This is a genomic window from Aeromonas sp. s4, from assembly GCF_040907855.1.
Lineage (GTDB): Bacteria > Pseudomonadota > Gammaproteobacteria > Enterobacterales > Aeromonadaceae > Aeromonas > Aeromonas caviae.
In genome coordinates this window covers 22,328-41,870 of record NZ_JBFOCP010000028.1, presented here as the reverse complement: position 1 = coordinate 41,870, position 19,543 = coordinate 22,328, and the positions used below count along the sequence as shown (strand labels likewise).

The 19,543-nt window shown below is 60.6% G+C and carries 16 protein-coding genes and 1 tRNA gene; 8 read left to right on the top strand and 9 right to left on the bottom strand.

From position 1 onward, the window contains the following. The first annotated feature begins 185 nt into the window (after nt 1-185). Both AB5Y89_RS08360 and tcdA read left to right on the top strand, forming a co-directional pair. Nucleotides 186-262: transfer RNA gene (locus AB5Y89_RS08360), tRNA-Asp, on the top strand. Between the two features lie 147 nt (nt 263-409). Then, nucleotides 410-1,246, top strand: a complete 837-nt coding sequence (gene tcdA / locus AB5Y89_RS08355; protein ID WP_368223463.1) for a tRNA cyclic N6-threonylcarbamoyladenosine(37) synthase TcdA — start codon at nt 410-412, stop codon at nt 1,244-1,246. Between the two features lie 21 nt (nt 1,247-1,267). Here tcdA and AB5Y89_RS08350 read toward each other — a convergent pair whose 3' ends face one another. Next, complete coding sequence (locus tag AB5Y89_RS08350) at nt 1,268-1,702, bottom strand: SufE family protein (RefSeq protein WP_223916408.1); 435 nt, start codon at nt 1,700-1,702, stop codon at nt 1,268-1,270. 13 nt (nt 1,703-1,715) lie between these two features. After that, nucleotides 1,716-2,936 carry an aminotransferase class V-fold PLP-dependent enzyme gene (locus AB5Y89_RS08345; RefSeq protein ID WP_210556369.1) on the bottom strand — a complete coding sequence of 407 codons (1,221 nt, stop codon included), beginning with the start codon at nt 2,934-2,936 and terminating at the stop codon, nt 1,716-1,718. A gap of 152 nt (nt 2,937-3,088) precedes the next feature. Here AB5Y89_RS08345 and rep point away from each other — a divergent pair, with 152 nt between their 5' ends. Beyond that, the gene (gene rep, locus AB5Y89_RS08340) at nt 3,089-5,101 is read left to right on the top strand and encodes a DNA helicase Rep (protein ID WP_368223459.1); all 2,013 of its coding nucleotides are present in this window, start codon (nt 3,089-3,091) and stop codon (nt 5,099-5,101) included. Here rep and AB5Y89_RS08335 read toward each other — a convergent pair. The 5 genes from AB5Y89_RS08335 to AB5Y89_RS08315 form a co-directional block, all read right to left on the bottom strand. Continuing rightward, nucleotides 5,088-7,391, bottom strand: a complete 2,304-nt coding sequence (locus tag AB5Y89_RS08335; RefSeq protein ID WP_368223457.1) for a putative bifunctional diguanylate cyclase/phosphodiesterase — start codon at nt 7,389-7,391, stop codon at nt 5,088-5,090. The genes rep and AB5Y89_RS08335 overlap by 14 nt on opposite strands. Nucleotides 7,392-7,475: 84 nt before the next feature. Further along, complete coding sequence (locus AB5Y89_RS08330; RefSeq protein WP_039041132.1) at nt 7,476-7,928, bottom strand: cytochrome c5 family protein; 453 nt, start codon at nt 7,926-7,928, stop codon at nt 7,476-7,478. A gap of 219 nt (nt 7,929-8,147) precedes the next feature. Further along, nucleotides 8,148-9,173, bottom strand: coding sequence for an L-threonine 3-dehydrogenase (tdh, locus tag AB5Y89_RS08325; protein WP_010672427.1), 1,026 nt, complete (start codon nt 9,171-9,173; stop codon nt 8,148-8,150). Between the two features lie 89 nt (nt 9,174-9,262). Continuing rightward, entirely contained in the window at nt 9,263-10,453 is a 1,191-nt protein-coding gene (locus AB5Y89_RS08320) for a glycine C-acetyltransferase (RefSeq protein WP_052815560.1), read from the bottom strand. A gap of 183 nt (nt 10,454-10,636) precedes the next feature. Continuing rightward, a complete protein-coding gene (locus AB5Y89_RS08315; protein ID WP_010672429.1) occupies nt 10,637-11,281 on the bottom strand; it encodes a TetR/AcrR family transcriptional regulator in 645 nt (214 codons plus the stop codon). Between the two features lie 154 nt (nt 11,282-11,435). Here AB5Y89_RS08315 and rfaD point away from each other — a divergent pair, with 154 nt between their 5' ends. The 5 genes from rfaD to AB5Y89_RS08290 are packed head-to-tail and all read left to right on the top strand — an operon-like array spanning nt 11,436 to nt 16,957. Continuing rightward, nucleotides 11,436-12,395 (top strand): ADP-glyceromanno-heptose 6-epimerase, encoded by a 960-nt coding sequence (gene rfaD / locus AB5Y89_RS08310; RefSeq protein ID WP_039041134.1) that lies wholly within the window; start codon nt 11,436-11,438, stop codon nt 12,393-12,395. Between the two features lie 49 nt (nt 12,396-12,444). Further along, nucleotides 12,445-14,208, top strand: a complete 1,764-nt coding sequence (locus tag AB5Y89_RS08305) for a polysaccharide deacetylase family protein (protein WP_277856421.1) — start codon at nt 12,445-12,447, stop codon at nt 14,206-14,208. Nucleotides 14,209-14,230: 22 nt separating this feature from the next. Beyond that, on the top strand, nt 14,231-15,553 hold the full coding sequence (locus AB5Y89_RS08300) for an O-antigen ligase family protein (RefSeq protein ID WP_368223466.1): 1,323 nt from the start codon (nt 14,231-14,233) through the stop codon (nt 15,551-15,553). Continuing rightward, nucleotides 15,534-16,265: a glycosyltransferase family 25 protein gene (locus tag AB5Y89_RS08295; RefSeq protein ID WP_042864640.1), complete on the top strand. Its 732-nt coding sequence runs from the start codon at nt 15,534-15,536 to the stop codon at nt 16,263-16,265. The genes AB5Y89_RS08300 and AB5Y89_RS08295 overlap by 20 nt, the downstream gene beginning before the upstream one ends. Continuing rightward, nucleotides 16,262-16,957, top strand: a complete 696-nt coding sequence (locus AB5Y89_RS08290) for a glycosyltransferase family 32 protein (protein WP_039041138.1) — start codon at nt 16,262-16,264, stop codon at nt 16,955-16,957. The genes AB5Y89_RS08295 and AB5Y89_RS08290 overlap by 4 nt, the downstream gene beginning before the upstream one ends. Before the next feature lie 21 nt (nt 16,958-16,978). Here AB5Y89_RS08290 and AB5Y89_RS08285 read toward each other — a convergent pair whose 3' ends face one another. Together AB5Y89_RS08285 and AB5Y89_RS08280 are read right to left on the bottom strand one after the other, a co-directional pair. Continuing rightward, nucleotides 16,979-18,028: a glycosyltransferase family 9 protein gene (locus AB5Y89_RS08285; protein WP_368223454.1), complete on the bottom strand. Its 1,050-nt coding sequence runs from the start codon at nt 18,026-18,028 to the stop codon at nt 16,979-16,981. Between the two features lie 213 nt (nt 18,029-18,241). Then, the gene (locus tag AB5Y89_RS08280; RefSeq protein ID WP_010635518.1) at nt 18,242-19,498 is read right to left on the bottom strand and encodes a PTS ascorbate transporter subunit IIC; all 1,257 of its coding nucleotides are present in this window, start codon (nt 19,496-19,498) and stop codon (nt 18,242-18,244) included. Nucleotides 19,499-19,543 lie beyond the last annotated feature (45 nt).

The following is a 19,543-nucleotide window of genomic DNA, read 5'->3' as shown; positions in this document are numbered from 1 at the left end:
CTGACCCCATGCCGAACTCAGAAGTGAAACGCTGTAGCGCCGATGGTAGTGTGGCATTCGCCATGCGAGAGTAGGACACTGCCAGGCACCCAATTAAACGGTGATGTGAAGAATCACATGACTGGCTGCGAGGATGACACCTCACAAACAAGCAGCAAAAGATTTAGCGAAAGCTAACCGAATGCGGAGCGGTAGTTCAGTCGGTTAGAATACCGGCCTGTCACGCCGGGGGTCGCGGGTTCGAGTCCCGTCCGCTCCGCCACTACTTAAGAAGCCCAGTCGAAAGACTGGGCTTTTTTTCGTTTCCGACACAGCACTCATTTTCCCTCACATCAACACCGCCATCATCCGAACATCGCCCCTGAGAGAGGTTGCCGCTATAATGGCCGCCCTTAAGCAAGGTGGTGGTATGAAAGCAGAATATCTACAGCGGTTCGGGGGCATTGCCCGTCTATATGGTCAGAGCGCGCTCGGCTCCTTCAGTCAGGCCAAGGTCTGCGTGGTGGGGATAGGCGGCGTCGGCTCCTGGGCGGCGGAGGCGCTGGCCCGTGCCGGCATCAACCAGATCACCCTGATCGACATGGATGACATCTGCATCACCAACACCAATCGCCAGATCCACGCCATGCAGGGCACGGTCGGCCGCCTCAAGACCGAAGTGATGGCGGAGCGGATCCGTGCCATCAACCCGGATTGTGAGGTGATCGAGGTGGATGACTTCATCACCGCCGACAACTTGGCCGAGCATATCAAGCGGGAGTTTGACTATGTGGTGGATGCCATCGATTCGGTTAAGGCCAAGGTGGCGCTGATTGCCTTCTGCAAGCGCAACAAGATACCCGTGATCGTGGCCGGTGGCGCCGGCGGGCAGATGGACCCGACCCGGATCACCGTGGCGGATCTGGCCAAGACCATCCAGGATCCGCTGGCGGCCAAGGTACGCTCTGACTTACGCCGGTTGCATAACTTCAGCAAGAATCCGGCGCGCAAGTTCGGGGTGGCGTGCGTGTTCTCAACCGAGCAGCTGAGCTACCCCGATGGCCAGGGTGGCACCTGTCAGGCCAAGGCGGCCAGTGACGGCAACATGAAGATGGATTGCGCCTCCGGTTTCGGGGCTGTGACGCCGGTGACGGCCACCTTTGGCTTGGTTGCCGCGTCCCAGGTCTTGAAGAAGATTGCCGAGCGGGGAGCCCGCGCCGAGAAAGAGGCCGGAAATGAAGGCGCAGGGTCGATTGGCGAAGCCTGATCGACCACTGTACAAGGTGGGTTAGGCAGCCTGCTCCCGGATTGCCAACACGATAGCTCTGAGCCCGTTGCCCCGCGACGGGCTCAAGTGTTTCTCCAGCCCCAGTTCGCTGAAATAGCCCTCCATGTCGAAGGAGTGGATCGCCGCTGCAGGTTGGTGGTTGAGCGCTGCCAGTACGATGACGATAAGGCCCCGCACGATGCGGGCATCGGAATCGCAAGCAAAGTGCCAGTTACCATCCTCACCTTTCTCCCCCTTCAACCAGGCCTGGCTCTCACACCCCTTGAGGCGAAATTCCTCCTGCTGCCATTCGCCGGGCAGTGCAGGCAGCAGTTTGCCGAGCTGGATGATGAGTCGGTACTGGTTCTCCCAGCCGTTTGCTGCCGCAAACTGCTGACGGATGCTATTTGCGTCGGGCTCAACGCCTATCCGGGTATAGGTTGCGAGGCTGCTCATTGGATTGTCTGCCTTAGAAGAAGTCACGGAGTTTGTGCAGGGCGGCCAGCAGGGCGTCGACATCGTCCCGATTGTTGTAGCAGGCCAGGGAGGCACGCATCGTGCCGCCGATACCGAGCGATTCCATCAGCGGCATGGCGCAGTGATGGCCGATCCGCAGGGCTATACCCTGCATGTCGAGCAGGGTGGCGGCATCTTGCGGGTGGATGTCGTCCAGCAGAAAGGAGACCGCGCCGGCGCGCTGACCGGGTTCGCCGACCAGACGCAGCCCTGGCACCTGTTGCAGTCCGGCAACCAGATAGTCGGTCAGCGCCGCGTCATGGCTGGCCAATGAATCCTTGTCCTGCTCCATCACAAAGCCGATGGCTGCAGCCAGGCCGATGGCGCCGGCAATATGGGGGGTGCCTGCCTCGAATTTGAAGGGCAGGGTGTTGAAGGTGGTACCGGCAAAGCTGACCCTGTCGATCATCTCGCCTCCCGCTTGCCAGGGCGGCATCCGTTCCAATAGCTCGGTGCGGCCCCACAATACGCCGATGCCGGTCGGGCCATAGAGCTTGTGACCGGAGAAGGCGTAGAAGTCGCAGCCGATGGCCTGCACATCCACCTCGAAGTGGGCCACTGCCTGGGCGCCGTCGATCAGGGTCAGGGCGCCGACCGCCTTGGCCGCCGCCACTATCTGCTCGACTGGGTTGACGGTGCCAAGGGCATTGGAGACGTGGGCCACACTCACCAGTCGGGTACGTGGTCCCAGCAGGGCGTGATAGGCGGCCAGATCGAGATCGCCCCGCTCATCGAGGGGGATGACCCGGATCACCGCACCGGTGCGTTGGGCGACCAGCTGCCAGGGGACGATGTTGGCGTGGTGCTCCAAGGTGCTGAGCACGACTTCATCCCCCGCCCTCAGCTCGCTCATTCCCCAGCTCTGGGCCACCAGATTGATAGCCTCCGTGGTGCCGCGGGTCCAGATCACCTCGTGGCTGCGGGGTGCATTGATAAAGCGGGCAACCGTCTCGCGGGCGGCCTCGAAGGCACGGGTGGCCCGGCCGCTCAGGGCATGGGCGGCGCGGTGCACGTTGGCATTGTCGGCCCGATAATAGTGCGCGATGGCATCCAGCACCACCTGGGGTTTCTGGGTGGTGGCGGCATTGTCCAGATAGACCAGAGGGTGGCCGTTGACCTCTTGTGCCAAGGCCGGAAACTGGCTGCGCAGCCGGGCGTGCTGTTGCTGGTTCATGCTCCCCTCATATCATCTGGAAAAGTCGGCCATGATCCGGAAAATAGCGGTCAAACACAAGGCGCAGTGGCGGGATATTGCCTGCGGTTTCGGCTGCCTGCGGGATCTCTGTTACAATGCCGCCCCTCATCATAAGCCAAGAGATCCGGCCCATGAAGCTCAACCCCAATCAGAACGAAGCGGTCAAGTTTGTCTCCGGCCCTTGCCTGGTGCTGGCGGGTGCCGGATCGGGCAAGACCCGCGTCATCACCAACAAGATTGCCTATCTGGTACAGCAGTGCGGCTACAACGCGCGCAACATCGCCGCCGTCACCTTCACCAACAAGGCCGCGCGGGAGATGAAGGAGCGGGTCGGCCAGACCCTCGGTCGCAAGGAGGCGCGGGGGCTGATGGTCTCCACCTTCCACACTCTGGGGCTTGAGATCATCCGCCGCGAGCACAAGAGCCTGAACCTCAAGGCGAACTTCTCCCTGTTTGATGACACCGATCAGCTGGCGCTGCTGAAGGAGCTGACCGAGGCGGAGCTCGACAACGACAAGGACAAGCTCTCGGCCCTCATCAGCCAGATCTCCAACTGGAAGAACGACCTCATCCTGCCTGCCCGCGCTATGCGCATCGCCCGCGGGCCGGAAGAGGTACTAATGGCCCAGCTCTACGAGCGTTACCACCGCCAGATGGTGGCCTACAACGCGCTTGATTTCGACGACCTCATCGTGATGCCGACCCTGCTGCTCAAGAGCAATCAGGAGGTGCGCGAGCGCTGGCAGAACAAGATCCGCTATCTGCTGGTCGACGAATACCAGGATACCAACACCAGCCAGTACGAGCTGGTGAAGCAGATCGTCGGCGAGCGGGCCCGCTTCACCGTGGTGGGGGACGACGACCAGTCCATCTACTCCTGGCGCGGGGCGAAGCCGCAGAACCTGGTGCTGCTGAACGAAGATTTCCCCAATCTGCGGCTCATCAAGCTGGAGCAGAACTACCGCTCCAAGCGGCGCATCCTCAAGTGCGCCAACATCCTGATCGCCAACAACCCCCACGTCTACGACAAGGCGCTCTTCTCCGAGCTGGACGAGGGGGTGAAGCTCAAGGTGCTGTTTGCCAAGAATGAGGAGCACGAGGCGGAGCGTATCGCCGCCGAGCTGATGGGCCACAAGTTCATGAACCGCACCCGGTTCAAGGATTACGCGATCCTCTATCGGGGCAACCATCAGTCGCGCATCTTCGAGAAGGCGCTGATGACCAACCGCATTCCCTACCGTATCTCCGGCGGCACCTCGTTTTTCTCCCGCACCGAGATCAAGGACATCATGGCCTACCTCAAGCTGCTGGTGAACCCGGACGAGGACACTGCCTTCCTGCGGGTGGTCAACCTGCCGCGCCGCGAGATAGGCCCCACCACCCTCGAAAAACTGGGTCAGTACGCCAACCAGCGCGGCAAGAGCCTGTTTGCCGCCAGCTTCGAGCTGGGGCTGGAGCAACACCTCTCCGGACGCGGTTTATCCGCCCTGCAGGCCTTCACCAACTGGCTGGTGAGGCTTGGCGATCAGGCGCTGCGCGGCAATCCGGTGGAGGCGGTGCGGGACATGATCAAGGAGATCCACTACGAGGAGTGGCTCTATGAGACCTCCCCCAGTCCGAAGGCGGCGGAGATGCGGATGCAAAACGTCTCCACCCTTTATCGCTGGATCAGCGAGATGCTGGAGGGGGACGAGCTGGAGGAGTCGATGACGCTTGCTCAGGTGGTGACTCGCCTCACCCTGCGGGACATGATGGAGCGCAACGAAGGGGAGGATGAGGCGGATCAGGTGCAGCTGATGACATTGCACGCCTCCAAGGGGCTGGAGTTTCCCTATGTCTACATGGTGGGCATGGAGGAGGGGCTGCTGCCCCACCAGACCAGCATCGACGAGGACAACGTGGACGAGGAGCGACGCCTCGCCTACGTGGGGATCACCCGGGCCCAGACCGAGCTGACCTTTACCCTCTGCAAGGAGCGTCGCCAGTTTGGCGAGTCGGTGCGGCCGGAGCCGAGCCGCTTCCTGCTGGAGCTGCCCCAGGATGACCTGGAGTGGGAAAACCAGAAGAAGGTGACGGCAGAGGAACGCCAGCAGAAGGGGCAGGTTGGTGTCGCCAACCTGCGGGCCCTGTTCAAGAAGGATTGAGGCCGGAAGGCTTGGCCTCTCGGGCGGCCTGACCCAGCAGAGGGGGAATATCGGCTCCCGGCAGCGGGGGGGAGATGTGGCGCCCCTGCCCGAGGGCGCAGCCAAGCTCGATGAGCTTTTGCAACTGCTGCTGATTTTCGATCCCCTCGACCACCAGGGTGAAGTCGAGGTCCTGGCAGATGTCCCGCATGGCACGGATCAGCGCCAGATCCTTGGGTGAGTTCAACATGCGATGGGTGAAGCTGTCGTCCACCTTGATGTAATCCACCGGGAAGTGAAACAGGGCGTTGAGGGAAGAGAAGCCGGTGCCGAAGTCATCCAGGCTGACCTGGATCCCTTTCGCCCTCAGTTCATGCAGGGCAGTGAGGGAGTCGGCACTCTGCCGGGAGAGCTCGCGCTCGTTGAACTCAAAGATGAAACATGCGGGGATGACACCCTCCTCCTCCATGATGGTGAGCAGTTGCATGATCTGCTCGTGGCTGGCCAGGTGCTTGCCGGAGAGGTTGATGGCTATCCTGAAACGACCGACCCCGGAGGCGGGTTGCCAAAGCTTCAGTTGCTGGCAGGTGCGCTTGAGGATCTGGCGGTCCAGATCCTGAATGAGGCCGCACTGTTCCGCCAGAGGAATGAAGTCGAATGCATCCTTGAGCTCCCCTTCCTCCGTTATCCAGCGCGCCATCACCTCCAGTCCGACCAGGCGGCTGTCACACAGCCTGATCACCGGCTGGAAGTAGGGCACAATCCGCCCTTCCCGCAAGGCTCTGAAGAGCCGCTCTTCCGGTGACCCCGCCTGTTCGGTACAGGCCTCCGAATACATGACGATGCGGCTGCGACCGTTGCGCTTGGCCTGGTACATGGCGAGGTCTGCCTGGTGCAGCAGTTCACTGACATCGGCCGTTTGCTCCGTCACGCTGGCGACCCCCAGACTGACGGTGATGGTCAGTTCGTTGCCCTGGAGCCGGAACGGATGGCCGATACGGCCAATCAGGCGATTGAGCACGGGGCTGATGTCCTCTTCCCGCTGGCTGTTGTCCAGATAGATGACGAATTCGTCCCCTCCGAGCCTCGCCACCATGTCATTTTGCCGGATGCAGCCTTGCAGCCTGTTGCCCAGCTCCTGCAGCAACTGATCGCCGGCACTGTGGCCCAAGGCGTCATTGACCTGCTTGAAGTGATCCACATCGACGAAGATCAGGGTGAAGCCGGCTGTCTGGTAACGGCGGTAGCGGGTCATGGCATGATGCAGGTGATTCATCAGCAGCGCCCGGTTTGGCAACTGGGTCAGCGGGTCGTGCAGGGCATTGAACTGGAGCCGCCGCTCCAGCTCCTGATGATGCTTGAGCCGTTTCTGCAACCTCAAGTTGGTTTGGCGCAGCTGCTGGAGTCGCTGGTTGATGGACTCCTCCGAGTTGAGCTCATCGAGTTGCTGTCGCACCCTTTTGAGCTCCAGCAACAGGGTCAGCTGATGGCGCAGGAAATCGAGGAACAGCCTGTCATCGGTTTCCAGAGGCCGGGTCATGTTGAGGATGAGGTGGGCAAAGTATTGCTGCTGCTGGCGCAGGGGCAGGCTGTACCAGTAAAGTCCCTCTTCATGGCGCTCTACGCTGTTGGTGCTGTGGCACATGGCCCGAATGATGTCATCGTCGTATGTCAGGTGTGGTGGATAGAGTCGCTCCAGTCGCTGGTTTTCCAGCCGGATCAGCAACATGTCGCTGACCGAGAGCATCTGGCGCAACACAGCTTCCAACTGGGTAAATAGGGCATGCTGAGGCAGGTTGTGAGCCAGGCGCATGACTCGGCCGATCTTCTCGATTTTCTCCTGCCACTGGGGATCCCGCTGCATGAGAGGGGAAGCCTGCCCCGCCAGCTGGGTACCGGTCTGGGTTTCGTGCAGGCGTTTGGCCAGGCACTCCAACAGCAACCTCAGGGTGGGTGCCTGATCCGGGGTGCTGCGTGCCAGCAACCACTGCACGTCGATATGCTCCACAGGCTGCACGCACCAGCCCTGACCTTCATCGAGCCGGGTGAGCTGTTCGGTGAGGCGAGGTTCTTCCCGTCCCAATTGTTGCTTGAACACGTCGGGAAGCTGATAGGTGTAGCGCCAGTTCAGCCCCCCGTCGGCCAACCCCAGCATGGCGAAATGTTGCAGAGGGCAGAGTGTGTCCAGCAGACCGACCAGTCGGGCGTAATCCTCGGGGGAGGCAATGCCGGGGGCGGGGAAATCCATGATGGAGGAGACGACCGCCAGCAAGGAGTGCGAGTCTGGCGGTGTGGTGGGCTGAACTGACATGCAACACTCCCGAAAAAACTTACCTTCAAGCGTAGTCGGAAGTGATGGGATTGAAAGGGCTGCAAGAGGAGCCCTTTCAATTACTTAGAGCTTGTCGATCATGTAGTGAATGGCGTTCTCGATCTCTTCGTCACTGCAGGTGGCGCAGGTCCCCCGCGGTGGCATCATGCCAGCCTTGCCGGTGAAGCCTTCGATGGCGTGTTTGCGCAAGGTGTCGAAGCCCTGGGCGATGCGTGGCTCCCAGGCGGCCTTGTCACCTCGCTTGGGGGCGCCGGCGGCACCGGTATCGTGGCAGGCGAAGCAGGCACCCTTGAACACGGTCTCGCCGTCACGGGGGCCTGAGGAGGCTGCCGCAGGCGCGGCCGCGGCGGTCGCAATACCTTCCAGATCCTTGGCGGTATAAACCTGGCCAACCGGGGCAATACGCTCGGCGATGGCCTCTGTCGACATGTCATCGGCGGCAAGGACGGCGCCGGACAGAGTGGCAGCCGCCATCCCGGCAGCCAGCAAATAGCTCAGTTTTTTCAACACGCTCATGTACTCCCAGCAGGCTCTTATTATCCCCAGAAAACGACGGGATTATAACCGAATAGTTACAGCCATTTAAACGCTTGTGTGTGAAGTGTTAAGCAATCTGCAAACAAAGTGGCAGAGCGGGAAGGGGTGATGCCACATAAAAAAACCCGGCATACGCCGGGTGTAGTGAGGCTGAACAAAAGAGGGCGCGCTGATTGCCAAGGCGCCCCTCGCGCGTCGTCAATCCCAGTTCAGGATCACCTTGCCGGACTTGCCCGAGCCCATGGCTTCGAAGCCCTGCTGGAAGTCATCGATATGGAAATGGTGGGTGATGATGGGGCTGAGATCCAGGCCAGACTGGATGAGGCTTGCCATCTTGTACCAGGTTTCGAACATTTCGCGGCCGTAGATCCCCTTGATGAAGAGTCCCTTGAAGATCACCTTGCCCCAGTCGATGGCCATGGTGGAGGGCGGAATGCCGAGCATGGCGATTTTGCCGCCGTGGTTCATCTTGTCGATCATGTCCTGGAAGGCGCTGGGCACCCCGGACATCTCCAGCCCCACATCGAACCCTTCGGTCATGCCGAGATCTTCCATGACATCGGAGAGCTTCTCCTTGGCCACGTTGACGGCACGGGTGGCGCCCATCTTGCGGGCCAGTTCCAGCCGGTATTCGTTGACGTCGGTGATCACCACGTGACGGGCGCCAACGTGACGGCAGACGGCAGCGGCCATGATGCCGATGGGGCCTGCGCCGGTGATGAGCACGTCTTCACCCACCAGATCGAAGGAGAGGGCGGTGTGCACGGCGTTGCCGAACGGATCGAAGATGGCGGCCAGCTCATCGGGGATGTTGTCCGGCAGCTTGAAGGCGTTGAAGGCCGGGATCACCAGGTATTCGGCGAAGGAACCCGGGCGGTTCACACCCACACCAATGGTGTTGCGGCACAGGTGGGTGCGACCGGCACGGCAGTTGCGGCAGTGGCCGCAGGTGATGTGGCCTTCGCCGGAGACGCGATCGCCGATGGCGAAGCCGCGCACTTCCTGGCCGACGGCGACCACCTCTCCCACATACTCGTGCCCCACCACCATGGGGACGGGAATGGTCTTCTGGGCCCACTCGTCCCAGTTGTAGATGTGCATGTCGGTGCCGCAGATGGCGGTCTTGCGGATCTTGATGAGCAGATCGTTGTGGCCGAGCTCGGGAGCCGGGACATCAGTCATCCAGATGCCGACTTCGGATTTGAGTTTGGAGAGTGCTTTCATGACAGATTCCTCACGGCGCCATGCCGGGTACAGAGGGTAATAAAATGGGGCCCAACCTTGGCCCCCGTTTTAATCAGCCAGCCATGTGATCAAATCACACCGAGCTCGCGACCGATGCGAATGAAGGCATCGATCGCCTTGTCCAGTTGCTCCCGGGTATGGGCGGCGGACATCTGGGTCCGGATGCGCGCCTGACCCTTGGGTACCACGGGGAAGGAGAAGCCCACCACATAGATACCGGCGTCCAGCATGCGGCTCGCCATCTCGGCGGCCAGTTTGGCATCCCCCAGCATGACCGGAATGATGGCGTGATCGGCACCGGCCAGGGTAAAGCCGGCGGCGCTCATGCGCTCGCGGAAGTAGGCACTGTTCTCCTTGAGGCGGGCACGCAGGTCGTGACCCTCGGCCAGCATGTCGATCACCTTGATGGTGGCCGAGACGATGGAGGGTGCCAGGGAGTTGGAGAAGAGGTAGGGACGGGAGCGCTGACGCAACCAGTCGATCACCTCTTTCTTGCCGGATGTGTAGCCACCGGACGCGCCACCCAGCGCCTTGCCCAGGGTACCGGTGATGATGTCGACCCGTTCCATCACCTCGCAGTATTCGTGGGTGCCGCGGCCGTTCTCACCGATGAAGCCGACGGCGTGGGAGTCATCCACCATCACCAGCGCATCGTACTTGTCGGCCAGATCGCAGATGGATTTGAGGTCGGCGATGACGCCATCCATGGAGAAGACGCCGTCGGTGGCGATCAGCTTGAAGCGGGCGCCGTCGGCATCGGCCTGCTTGAGTTGGGCTTCCAGTTCGGCCATGTCGTTGTTGGCGTAGCGATAGCGCCTGGCCTTGCACAACCGCACCCCATCGATGATGGAGGCATGGTTGAGGGCGTCGGAGATGATGGCGTCTTCGGCACCGAAAAGGGTCTCGAACAGACCGCCGTTGGCGTCGAAGCAGGAGGAGTAGAGGATGCTGTCTTCGGTGCCGAGGAAGGCGGACAGCTTCTGCTCCAGCTCCTTGTGCTGGTCCTGGGTACCGCAGATGAAGCGCACGGAGGCCATGCCGAAGCCGTGGCTCTCGAGCCCCTGATGGGCGGCGGCAATCAGGTCGGGGTGGTTGGCCAACCCCAGGTAGTTGTTGGCACAGAAGTTCAGTACCTGCTCGCCGCCCACCGCAATCTGGGCCTGCTGGGCCGAGGTGATGATGCGCTCCTGCTTGTATAGCCCTTCCGCCTTGACCTGTTCGAGCTGTTCGGTCAGGTGACGATAGAATCCGTTAGACATCCTCGGTCCTCATTGCTGTATCGACTGTGTTATCAGGATCCCGGGCCGTGCAACCCGCACGGTTCGGCGTCGTCACGGTCGCGACGAAACGCCGACAGACCCTAGAATGGGCAACATTTTACTGTAATCCCTGCGTATAAATTCAAATTTTTATGCTGATAATCAACAATTGTGAAACAGATCTCACCCGGCTGGTTGGGCCAGTTGGTGATAATGTTGCTCCAGTTGATGTATCTGGGGGGCCACCTGTGGCTGCACGTAGGGGCGCAGCAAAAACAGCACCCGCAAGACCCCCTGGTAGAGCAGGGGTTTGGTGATGCGGGTGGCCGGGGCCTGGGCAATCTGGAACGGGATCCAGCAGGTGACGACCATCTTGATGGTCTGGCCGAGATCCGGCAGGTCTTCATCGCTGACGGCGATGATGCCGCCTTCGCGCAGGCTTCTGAGCAGCGTCTCCACGGTGGCACGGAGCTGCTCCTGTGCCTTGAGGTATTTCTGCTGCAGAAGCTCGTCGCGACTCAGGATGTCCGGCAGGTTCGCGTAGAAGAAGCGGAACTGCCACATCAAATAGAAGATGGCATCCAGGTAGCCCATCAGATCCTCCAGCCGGATCTCGCTGCTGCGGATCGGAGTGAAGCTGTCGCTCAGGTGGCGGGCGTACTGATCGAAGATGGAGTGGATGATGTCTTCTTTGTTTCTGAAGTGGTAGTAAAGGTTGCCCGGGCTGATGCCAAGGTGTGCGGCAATGTGGTTGGTGGTAATGTTGCGCTCGCCCTGATCGTTGAACAGCTCGGTGGCGCTGTGGATGATCCTGTCTCTGGTCTTCATCGCTGGTCCCTCTGCCGGGCCCGAAGGGGAAAAGTCATCGAGGTCGAATCCCCTTGCGGCCCGTGATAAACTTTTCGGCAATTTCAAATTGGCCCACTATACACAGCTTTAACAGGCAGTCACACGGGGCCACAACGTACGCGAGGCAAACTCCATGATCGTAGTAACTGGCGGTGCTGGCTTTATCGGCAGCAATCTGGTCAAGCAGCTGAACGCTCAAGGACGGACCGATATCGTGGTCATTGATGACCTGACCGACGGCACCAAGTTCGTCAACCTGGTCGACCTCACCATCGCCGACTACATGGACAAGGACGAGTTCCAGGCGCGGATCGTCTCCGGTGACGAATTCGAGGAGTGGGATGACGGCATCGAGGTGATCTTCCACGAAGGCGCCTGCTCCGCGACCACCGAGTGGAACGGCAAGTTCATCATGGAGGTCAACTACGAGTACTCCAAGGATCTGTTCCACTACTGCATCGAACGGGAAATCCCCTTCATCTACGCCTCTTCCGCCGCGACCTATGGCGGGCGCAACGACAACTTCATCGAAGATCCCAGGTTCGAGCAGCCCCTCAACGTCTACGGCTACTCCAAGCAGCTGTTCGATCAGTACGTGCGTCGCTGGATGCCGGAGATCAACTCCCAGGTGGTGGGTCTCAAGTACTTCAACGTCTATGGTCCGCGCGAGCAGCACAAGGGCTCCATGGCGTCCGTGGCCTTCCACCTCAATACCCAGGTGAAGCAGGGTGACAATCCCAAGCTGTTCGAGGGCTGTGACGGCTTCCCGGATGGCGGCCAGATGCGCGACTTCATCTACGTGGACGACGTCTGCAAGGTGAACCTCTGGTTCTGGCAGAATCCGCAGCACTCCGGCATCTTCAACTGCGGCACCGGCCGGGCTGAACCGTTCCAGAACGTGGCGGAAGCCGTGATCAGGCATCACCAGAAAGGCGCCATCGAGTACATTCCCTTCCCGGATCACCTCAAGGGTCGCTACCAGAGCTTCACCCAGGCGGATCTCACCAAGTTGCGCGGCGTCGGCTATGACGGCGAGTTCAAGACTGTGGCCGAAGGCGTGGCCGATTACATGGCCTGGTTGAACCGGGCTTGATCCCCCTCTGGCGGGTGGCTCTGGCCACCCGTCGATCGGATGCGCTTGCATGAACATATTGATGGCTCTCTCCCAGCTCGAAGTGACGGGCGCGGAAGTCTATGCCACCACGGTCGGCAACGAGCTGACCCGCCGTGGCCACCAGGTTTTCTACGTCTCTGACACCCTGACCAAACCGACTCTGGGGCCGGTCTTTCGGTTGCGCTTCAACAAGCGCAGCATCCTGCGCCGCTTCTGGCACGTCTTCTATCTCATCTATCTGATCCGCAAGCACAGGATCCAGCTTGTGCACGCCCATTCGCGCGCCTCGGGCTGGAGCAGCTACGTCGCCTGCAAGCTGACCGGCACCCCCATGATCACCACGGTGCACGGGCGCCAGCCGGTACACGCCTCCCGCAAGGCATTCCATGCGCTGGGCTATCGGGCGGTGGCGGTGTGCGAGGATATCGCCAGCCAGATCATCGACAACCTGGGGGTGGACCCGGCCATGGTGCAGGTGCTGCGCAACGGCATCGAGACCGACAAGTTCCAGCCCGTGCCGATACCGGACAACGACAAGCCGGTGATCGCCATCATTGGTCGGCTGAGCGGTCCCAAGGGGGAGCTCTGCTACCGGTTGCTGGACGAGGTACTGGATCTGGAAGCCTGCCGGGTGCGCATCGTCAGCGGCACCCAGGTGCCGGCGCGTTTTGCCCGTTTTCAGGACAAGGTCGACTTCGTTGGTTATGTGGACGATGTGCCCGCCCTGATGGCGGGCTGCGATCTGGTGATCGGTGCCGGTCGGGTGGCGATGGAGGCGCTGCTGTGCGGTCGTCCGGCGTTTGCCATCGGCGAAGCCAGGGCCATCGGTCTGGTGACGGAGCAGAATCTGGACGAGGCCCTCGCCAGCAACTTCGGCGACATCGGCCCCAGGGATCTGGCCATCGACTTTGCCGGTCTGAAGGCGCAGATCCCTTCGGCGCTAGCCTCCAAGGTGGTGCCAGACCCAGTGCGTCAACGGATCCTGCAAGAGTATGATTTGCAAGGCGTCGTGACCGGGCTGGAATCCGTCTATCAGGATGCCGTGGTCGAGACCCTGCGCCGGGAGATGCCGGTCATCATGTATCACCGCTTCATCGAGCACGAGAGCGAGAAGGGAGTGCATGGCACCTGGCTCCCGGTCGCCATGTTCGAGAAGCACCTCAAGCTGATGAAGTGGCTGGGCTACGAGACGCTGACATTTGCCGACCTGGCGGAGAACGGGTTCATCCACCGGCTGCAATACGGCAAGAAGTACCTGATGATCACCGTGGACGACGGCTATCGGGACAACCTCACCCGCATGCTGCCGCTGCTGGAAAAGTATGGCTACAAGGCGGTGGTCTATGTGGTGACCGGTGAGGATCACAATCGCTGGGATGTGGAGCACCCGACCCACCCCGATACCCCGGTGACCCTGATGACCCCGGAGGAGATCAAGGCGCTGGTGGCCTCCGGTCATGTGGAGATCGGGGGCCATACCCTGACTCACCCCCGCCTGAGTACGCTCCCCCCAGAGGAGCAGGCCCACCAGATCCAGGCCAACAAGGCCTGGCTGGAGCAGTTGCTCGGCCATCCCCTGATCTCGTTTGCCTATCCTTACGGGGATCTGAACGACAGTGCAAAATCCCAGGCCGTTGCCGCCGGTTATCGCTATGCTGTGGCCACCAACAGCGGCCCCAGAGCCATGCACCGGGATCCGTTCCAGATCCGCCGGATCGCCATCTTCCCCCGCACCGACATGTTCGGCCTGTGGCGCAAGATCCGTGGCAACTATGTCTTCCGAAAAACCTGACAGGGAATACACCTTGCTCCGTATGACAGATCATGACTCATCGACGAGTGACGATTTTCTCCGCATCTTTCACGGCCAGGCGTTCGGCAACTTCATCTTCCTGAATATTCTGGGTTACACCCTGTTCAAGGATTCGATTCAGCTGATCGCCGACGTCTGCCAGACCATCATAGTGTTGGCCACCCTGATGGCCTTCTATGTGGAAAGGGCCTTCTTTACAAGGAACAGGATCTTTCAACTGCTCTGTCTGGCCTTGGTGGTACAGAGCCTGAGCTGGGTCGCATCCAGACAGTTCGTGCCCGACTATGCCCTCAAATACCCTTCTGTGAAGTCGATGGCATACCTCTTCTTCTTCCTTGGTCTCGCCTACTGGCTGAAGGGGGACCCGCGCCGCATCGTCATCACCCTGCTGACCTTCTGCCTCGGTGTCATTTTCACCTTTGCCTATCACTCCTCCTTCTTCTCCATCGTCGAGACAGGTCTTGATGGGGCCAGGGTAGATTTCAATTACCGCAATGCCCAGCACGGCTCCCTGATCGCGGGTGCCTGCTTCCTGTTTTTTGTGCTCTTGTTGCTTACATCGAAATTCAGGAAGCTGTCGCTGGGCAATGCCGGGATCCTGCTCGGCATCCTGTTGTTCGGGGTCTTCTCCGTCATTCTGCAGTCCCGTCAGTCCTGGCTGGCGATCTCGGCTTCGCTGGCCATCCTCCCCTTGTTGGGGGGAGGAGAGCATTGGCCAAGGCGCAAGGTGGTGTTGATCTACGCCATCTTGCTGATGACCATGCTGGCGCTTTATCAGGTTTCGTTCATCCGGGAGCGGCTGCTGGCCGGCTTCGTGCATCAGGGGGATGTGAATGCCATCCTGACGGGTAACTGGAACGAGGTACGGGACTTCAGCATCGGGGTGAGATTGAAGACCTGGCTGGAGGCCATCCAGTGGTTCCTCGCTCACCCCTTCTTCGGGACAGGCTATGGCAGCCAGTCGTTGGTGATCACCCTCTCCAAGACGCTGCCTGACTACATTACCCGGGAGTTTCGTCACCTGCACAACTCCAACATGGAAACACTGGTGTGCTGGGGGGTAGCCGGTTTCCTGGTGTTGTATGGCACACTTTTCTCGGTGCTCCGCCAGGTGCTGTGCTGTCCGGTTTCGTCCCGTTTCATCAAGATGCTGGCCATCTCCTTCATCCTCTATTGGCTCATCATCAACAACTTCGAATCATTCTTCTACATGCGTTCCGGGCAGTGGGTATTCAGCGTCTTCATGGGCGCCATCTACTCGACCGCATTGCATTGGGAACTGAACAGGCTTGGAAAGGAAGGTCATGAAAATTTACGTCATTAGTCTGGACAGGGCCGTCGAGCGGCGCAGTCGTGTCGAGTCTGTGCTCTCTGCCAGAGGCATCCCCTTCGAATTTTTCAGCGCAGTGAACGGTTTTGAGGGGCTGCCCGAGCGGCTGCAGGCCCTGCCGGATGATCAGCACAGGATCCGGTTTCGCAGCAGACCGCTGACGCCCGGGGAAAAGGGGTGCTATGCCAGCCACTATCTGCTGTGGGAGAAGTGTGTCGAGCTCGACGAGCCCATCCTCATCCTGGAAGACGATTTCCTGCCCACCCAGTATTTTGAAGAGGTGGTGGGTACCCTGCCGAAGATCCACGAACAGTACGAGTACGTGAAGGTGGAACCCCAGATCGGTACCGCCACGGCCCTGACTACAGTGGACAACATGCAGCTCATGTTCTGGCACAACAACTCGTGCTGGACCACGGGATACAGCATCTCTCCCCAGGGGGCCCGCCGGTTGCTGGCCCACAGCCAGCGGTGGCTCTGTTCGGTCGACAACTTCATCGGTGAGTCCTATCGTACCGGGCTCATCTGTACCGGCCTGATTCCCTATGCCATCTACAGTCCGCGGGACATGGGCAGCGACATCCAGAATCAGGTCGTGCTGAAGAAAGTTCCGCTGGGATTCAAGTTGACCCGTGAACTCTATCGCTTCTACCGCTTCGTCAGGATGGCCCTGTGGAACATGAAACAGGCGGGGGGCAAGGCATGAGTGCGACCAACAGAACCATTCACGCCATCTGGCTCGGCAGCCGCTTGCCTCCTCTGGCGCACGTGTGCATCGATGACTGGCGCAAGCAGGGTTACGACTACAAGCTCTGGCTGGACACGGATCCGCAGGTCAAACGCTGGATACAGGAGTGCACCTTTGCCCGGGAGTGCTACCGGCGAGGCCTGCTGGCCTTCGTGACCGATTACCTGCGGCTCAAGATCCTCGCTCAGGAAGGTGGTCTGTATCTGGATACCGATGTCACCATCAACCAGGATCCCTTCCCGCTCTTCGAGTCCGTGGCCTTTGGCGTTGGCTACGAATCCGATCGGCTGATCGGCACCGCGGTCATCTACGCCAGACAGGATTCGGCCATGCTGTCCGAACTGGTGCGCTTCTATGAACAGGAGATCATGTCCTCTCCCATGTACATGGGGCCGGAGATCATGACACACCTGGTCTCGGAGAAGCTGGCATCATCAGGGGATACCGCCCTGATCGCCCCCGTGCACTATTTCTACAACTACCAGGGGGAGGCGATTCATTTCGAGCCGGCGGCAGAGCGCTACATGACCCACTGGTTCCAGCACAGCTGGAAACGCTCATCCGGTCTTGTGTTCCTGCGTGCCAAGGCCAAAGGCTGGTCAGGGTATCTCTATGAATGGCAGAAGGAGTTCTTCCGCCTGCGCAAATGACGGCGATATGGCATCACCGTGCTAGACAGTGGGCAGGGGAGCCATGTCTCCATCTGCCTGCTTGCCGGTGACGGGTGTGACTTGACTCCAGAGCTGATCCAGCTGCATCTGTACCTCGCGCACTTCCTGCTGCGGATCCTGACGACCCGTGTCGACGAAGCGATAACGGGGATGAGAGACGGGATTGGCAATGGCGGAGTGTCCGAGGGGAGAGACGATGGTGAGCAGGGGGATATCCAGCGCCTGCGCCATGTGCCGTGGGCCTGTGTCGTTGCCAACGAACAGGTGGCAGTGGGCGAAGAGCCCCACCAGTTCCCGTACCGAGCGGGTCTGAACATGGTCAAACACGCTGGCCTGCAGCGCTTCTGGCAGCAGCGGCTTCAGCCCCCGGTTGTACTCCTCTTCCCCCGGTCCGCAATAGACCAGGATCTGGGCATTGTGCTCCTCGATGAGCCACTGGGCGACTTTGGCGAAGCAGTCGATGGGCCAGCGCTTGTAATGCCCGAGGGAGTTCACTCCCATGGCGATGAGTGGCCGGGTCGGGTCGACGCCAGCGGCCAGCAGGGTCTCGCGCCCCCGTTGTCTCTCCCCGTCGCTGAGCCAGAGATAGTAGTTGCGATCCTCCCTGGCGAGGCCGAGGGGCTTGAGCAGTGAAAATCGGTCGTCCACCAGGGTGCTGTTGCCCTGATGCTCGGTGTCATGGCGAAAGCGCACGATGCGGTTGTGGCCCAGGCGCCATGGGAAAGAGTCGAAGCCGATCCGCAGGCGGGCGCCGGAGAAGAGGCAGGTGAGCAGGCCTATCATCTGGCCCTGGCTGTTGATCACCACATCGTAGCGCTCGCGGCGAATGCCCAGCAGCAAATCCTTCATATAGCGCCACTCGTTGCGGCGCGCCTTCTCGATGACGATCAACCGATCGATGTTGGGGTTTCCCTCTGCCATGCCCGCGCAGTAATCCATGACCAGATAGTGAACTTCCCCGGCAGGGTCGTGCTGCTTGAGGTTGTTGCACAGTGCGGTGGAGATCAGCACATCTCCTATCTGTTTGGTTTGTACTACCAGGTATTTCATGGAAAGGGCCTCGAGCGAGGTCGGGTTGAACGTCAGCGCATCAGCATATCGCACTCCCCTGTCAGATGCTGCCGCTATGGGGTGAAAATCCGATCCAACGCACTGTGTTTGCACATATTTTCGACGTTGTTCGGGCTGGTGGGGCCCGGCTGGCTGTGCGGGAAGATGAGCGGGGCATGGCACCGCTGGCCATCCCCCGATGGGGAAGAGTGATCAGCGTACGATGAGGCCGAGCAGGATCCCCACCACGCCGAAGTCGGCATCGCTGAAGGTGGTGTTGGCAAAGCCGAGATCACCCAGCACCGGCAGCAGGAACACCGGCAGGAAGGTGATCAGCAGGCCGTTGGCGAAGGCACCGAGTAGAGCGCCGCGACGACCGCCGGTGGCGTTGCCGAACACCCCGGCCGCCGCGCCGACGAAGAAGTGCGGCACCACGCCCGGAATGATGACGGTGAGCCCCAGCAGGTAGAGCAGCACCATGCCTACCAGACCGGCGGCAAAGCTCGACAGGAAGCCGATCAGCACCGCATTGGGGGCGTAGGGGAAGACGATGGGGCAGTCGAGCGCCGGCTTGGCGTTGGGCACCAGCTTGTCGGAGATCCCCTTGAAGGCCGGCACGATTTCGGCGATGACCATCCGCACCCCCTGCAGGATGACGTAGACACCGGCGGCGAAGGTGATGGACTGCATCAGGGAGAACATGAACCAGTGCTTGCCCTTGGCGACTTCCGATACGTAATCCGCACCGGCAAACAGGGAGGTGATAAGGAAGATGATGCCCATGGTGAAGGAGATGGCCACCGGGGTATCGCGCAGGAACAGCAGGCTCTTGGGCACCTGCACCTCTTCGCTGCTGTGGGCCTTGTTGCCGAACTTGGCGCCGATCCAGCCGGCCAGCACATAGGAGCAGGTGGAGAAGTGGCCGAGCGCCACGTCATCGGAGCCGGTGATCTGCTTCATGTAGGGGTGGGCGAGGGCCGGGAACAGCACCATGGTGACGCCGACCACCAGGCTGCCCACCGCGATGAGCGGGATGCCGCTCATGCCGCCGGCGGAGAGGATGGCCGCTACCATCATCGACATGAACAGGGTGTGGTGACCGGTCAGGAAGATGAATTTCCACGGGGTGAGCCGGGCGATCAGGATGTTCACCAGCATGGCGAAGAACATGATCATCGCCATCTCCTTGCCGAATGACTGCTGGGCGATGGAGACGATCGCCTCGTTGTTGGGGACGACCCCCTTGATGCCGAAGGCGTGCTGGAAGATGGTGGCGAAGTCGCCCAGCGAGTTCACCACCAGGGTGGCGCCAGCCCCCAGGATGACGAAGCCCATGATGGTCTTGACCGTGCCCTTGATGCACTCGGTCACCGGTTTCTTCTGGGCGATCAGGCCGATGAGGGCGATGAGGCCAACCAGCACGGCCGGCTCCGACAGCACGTCAAACATCAGAAAATTGAAAAATTCCATGGTCAGCTCCAAGCAGATGGAAGCGGCGGCTCACCAGCCGCCCAG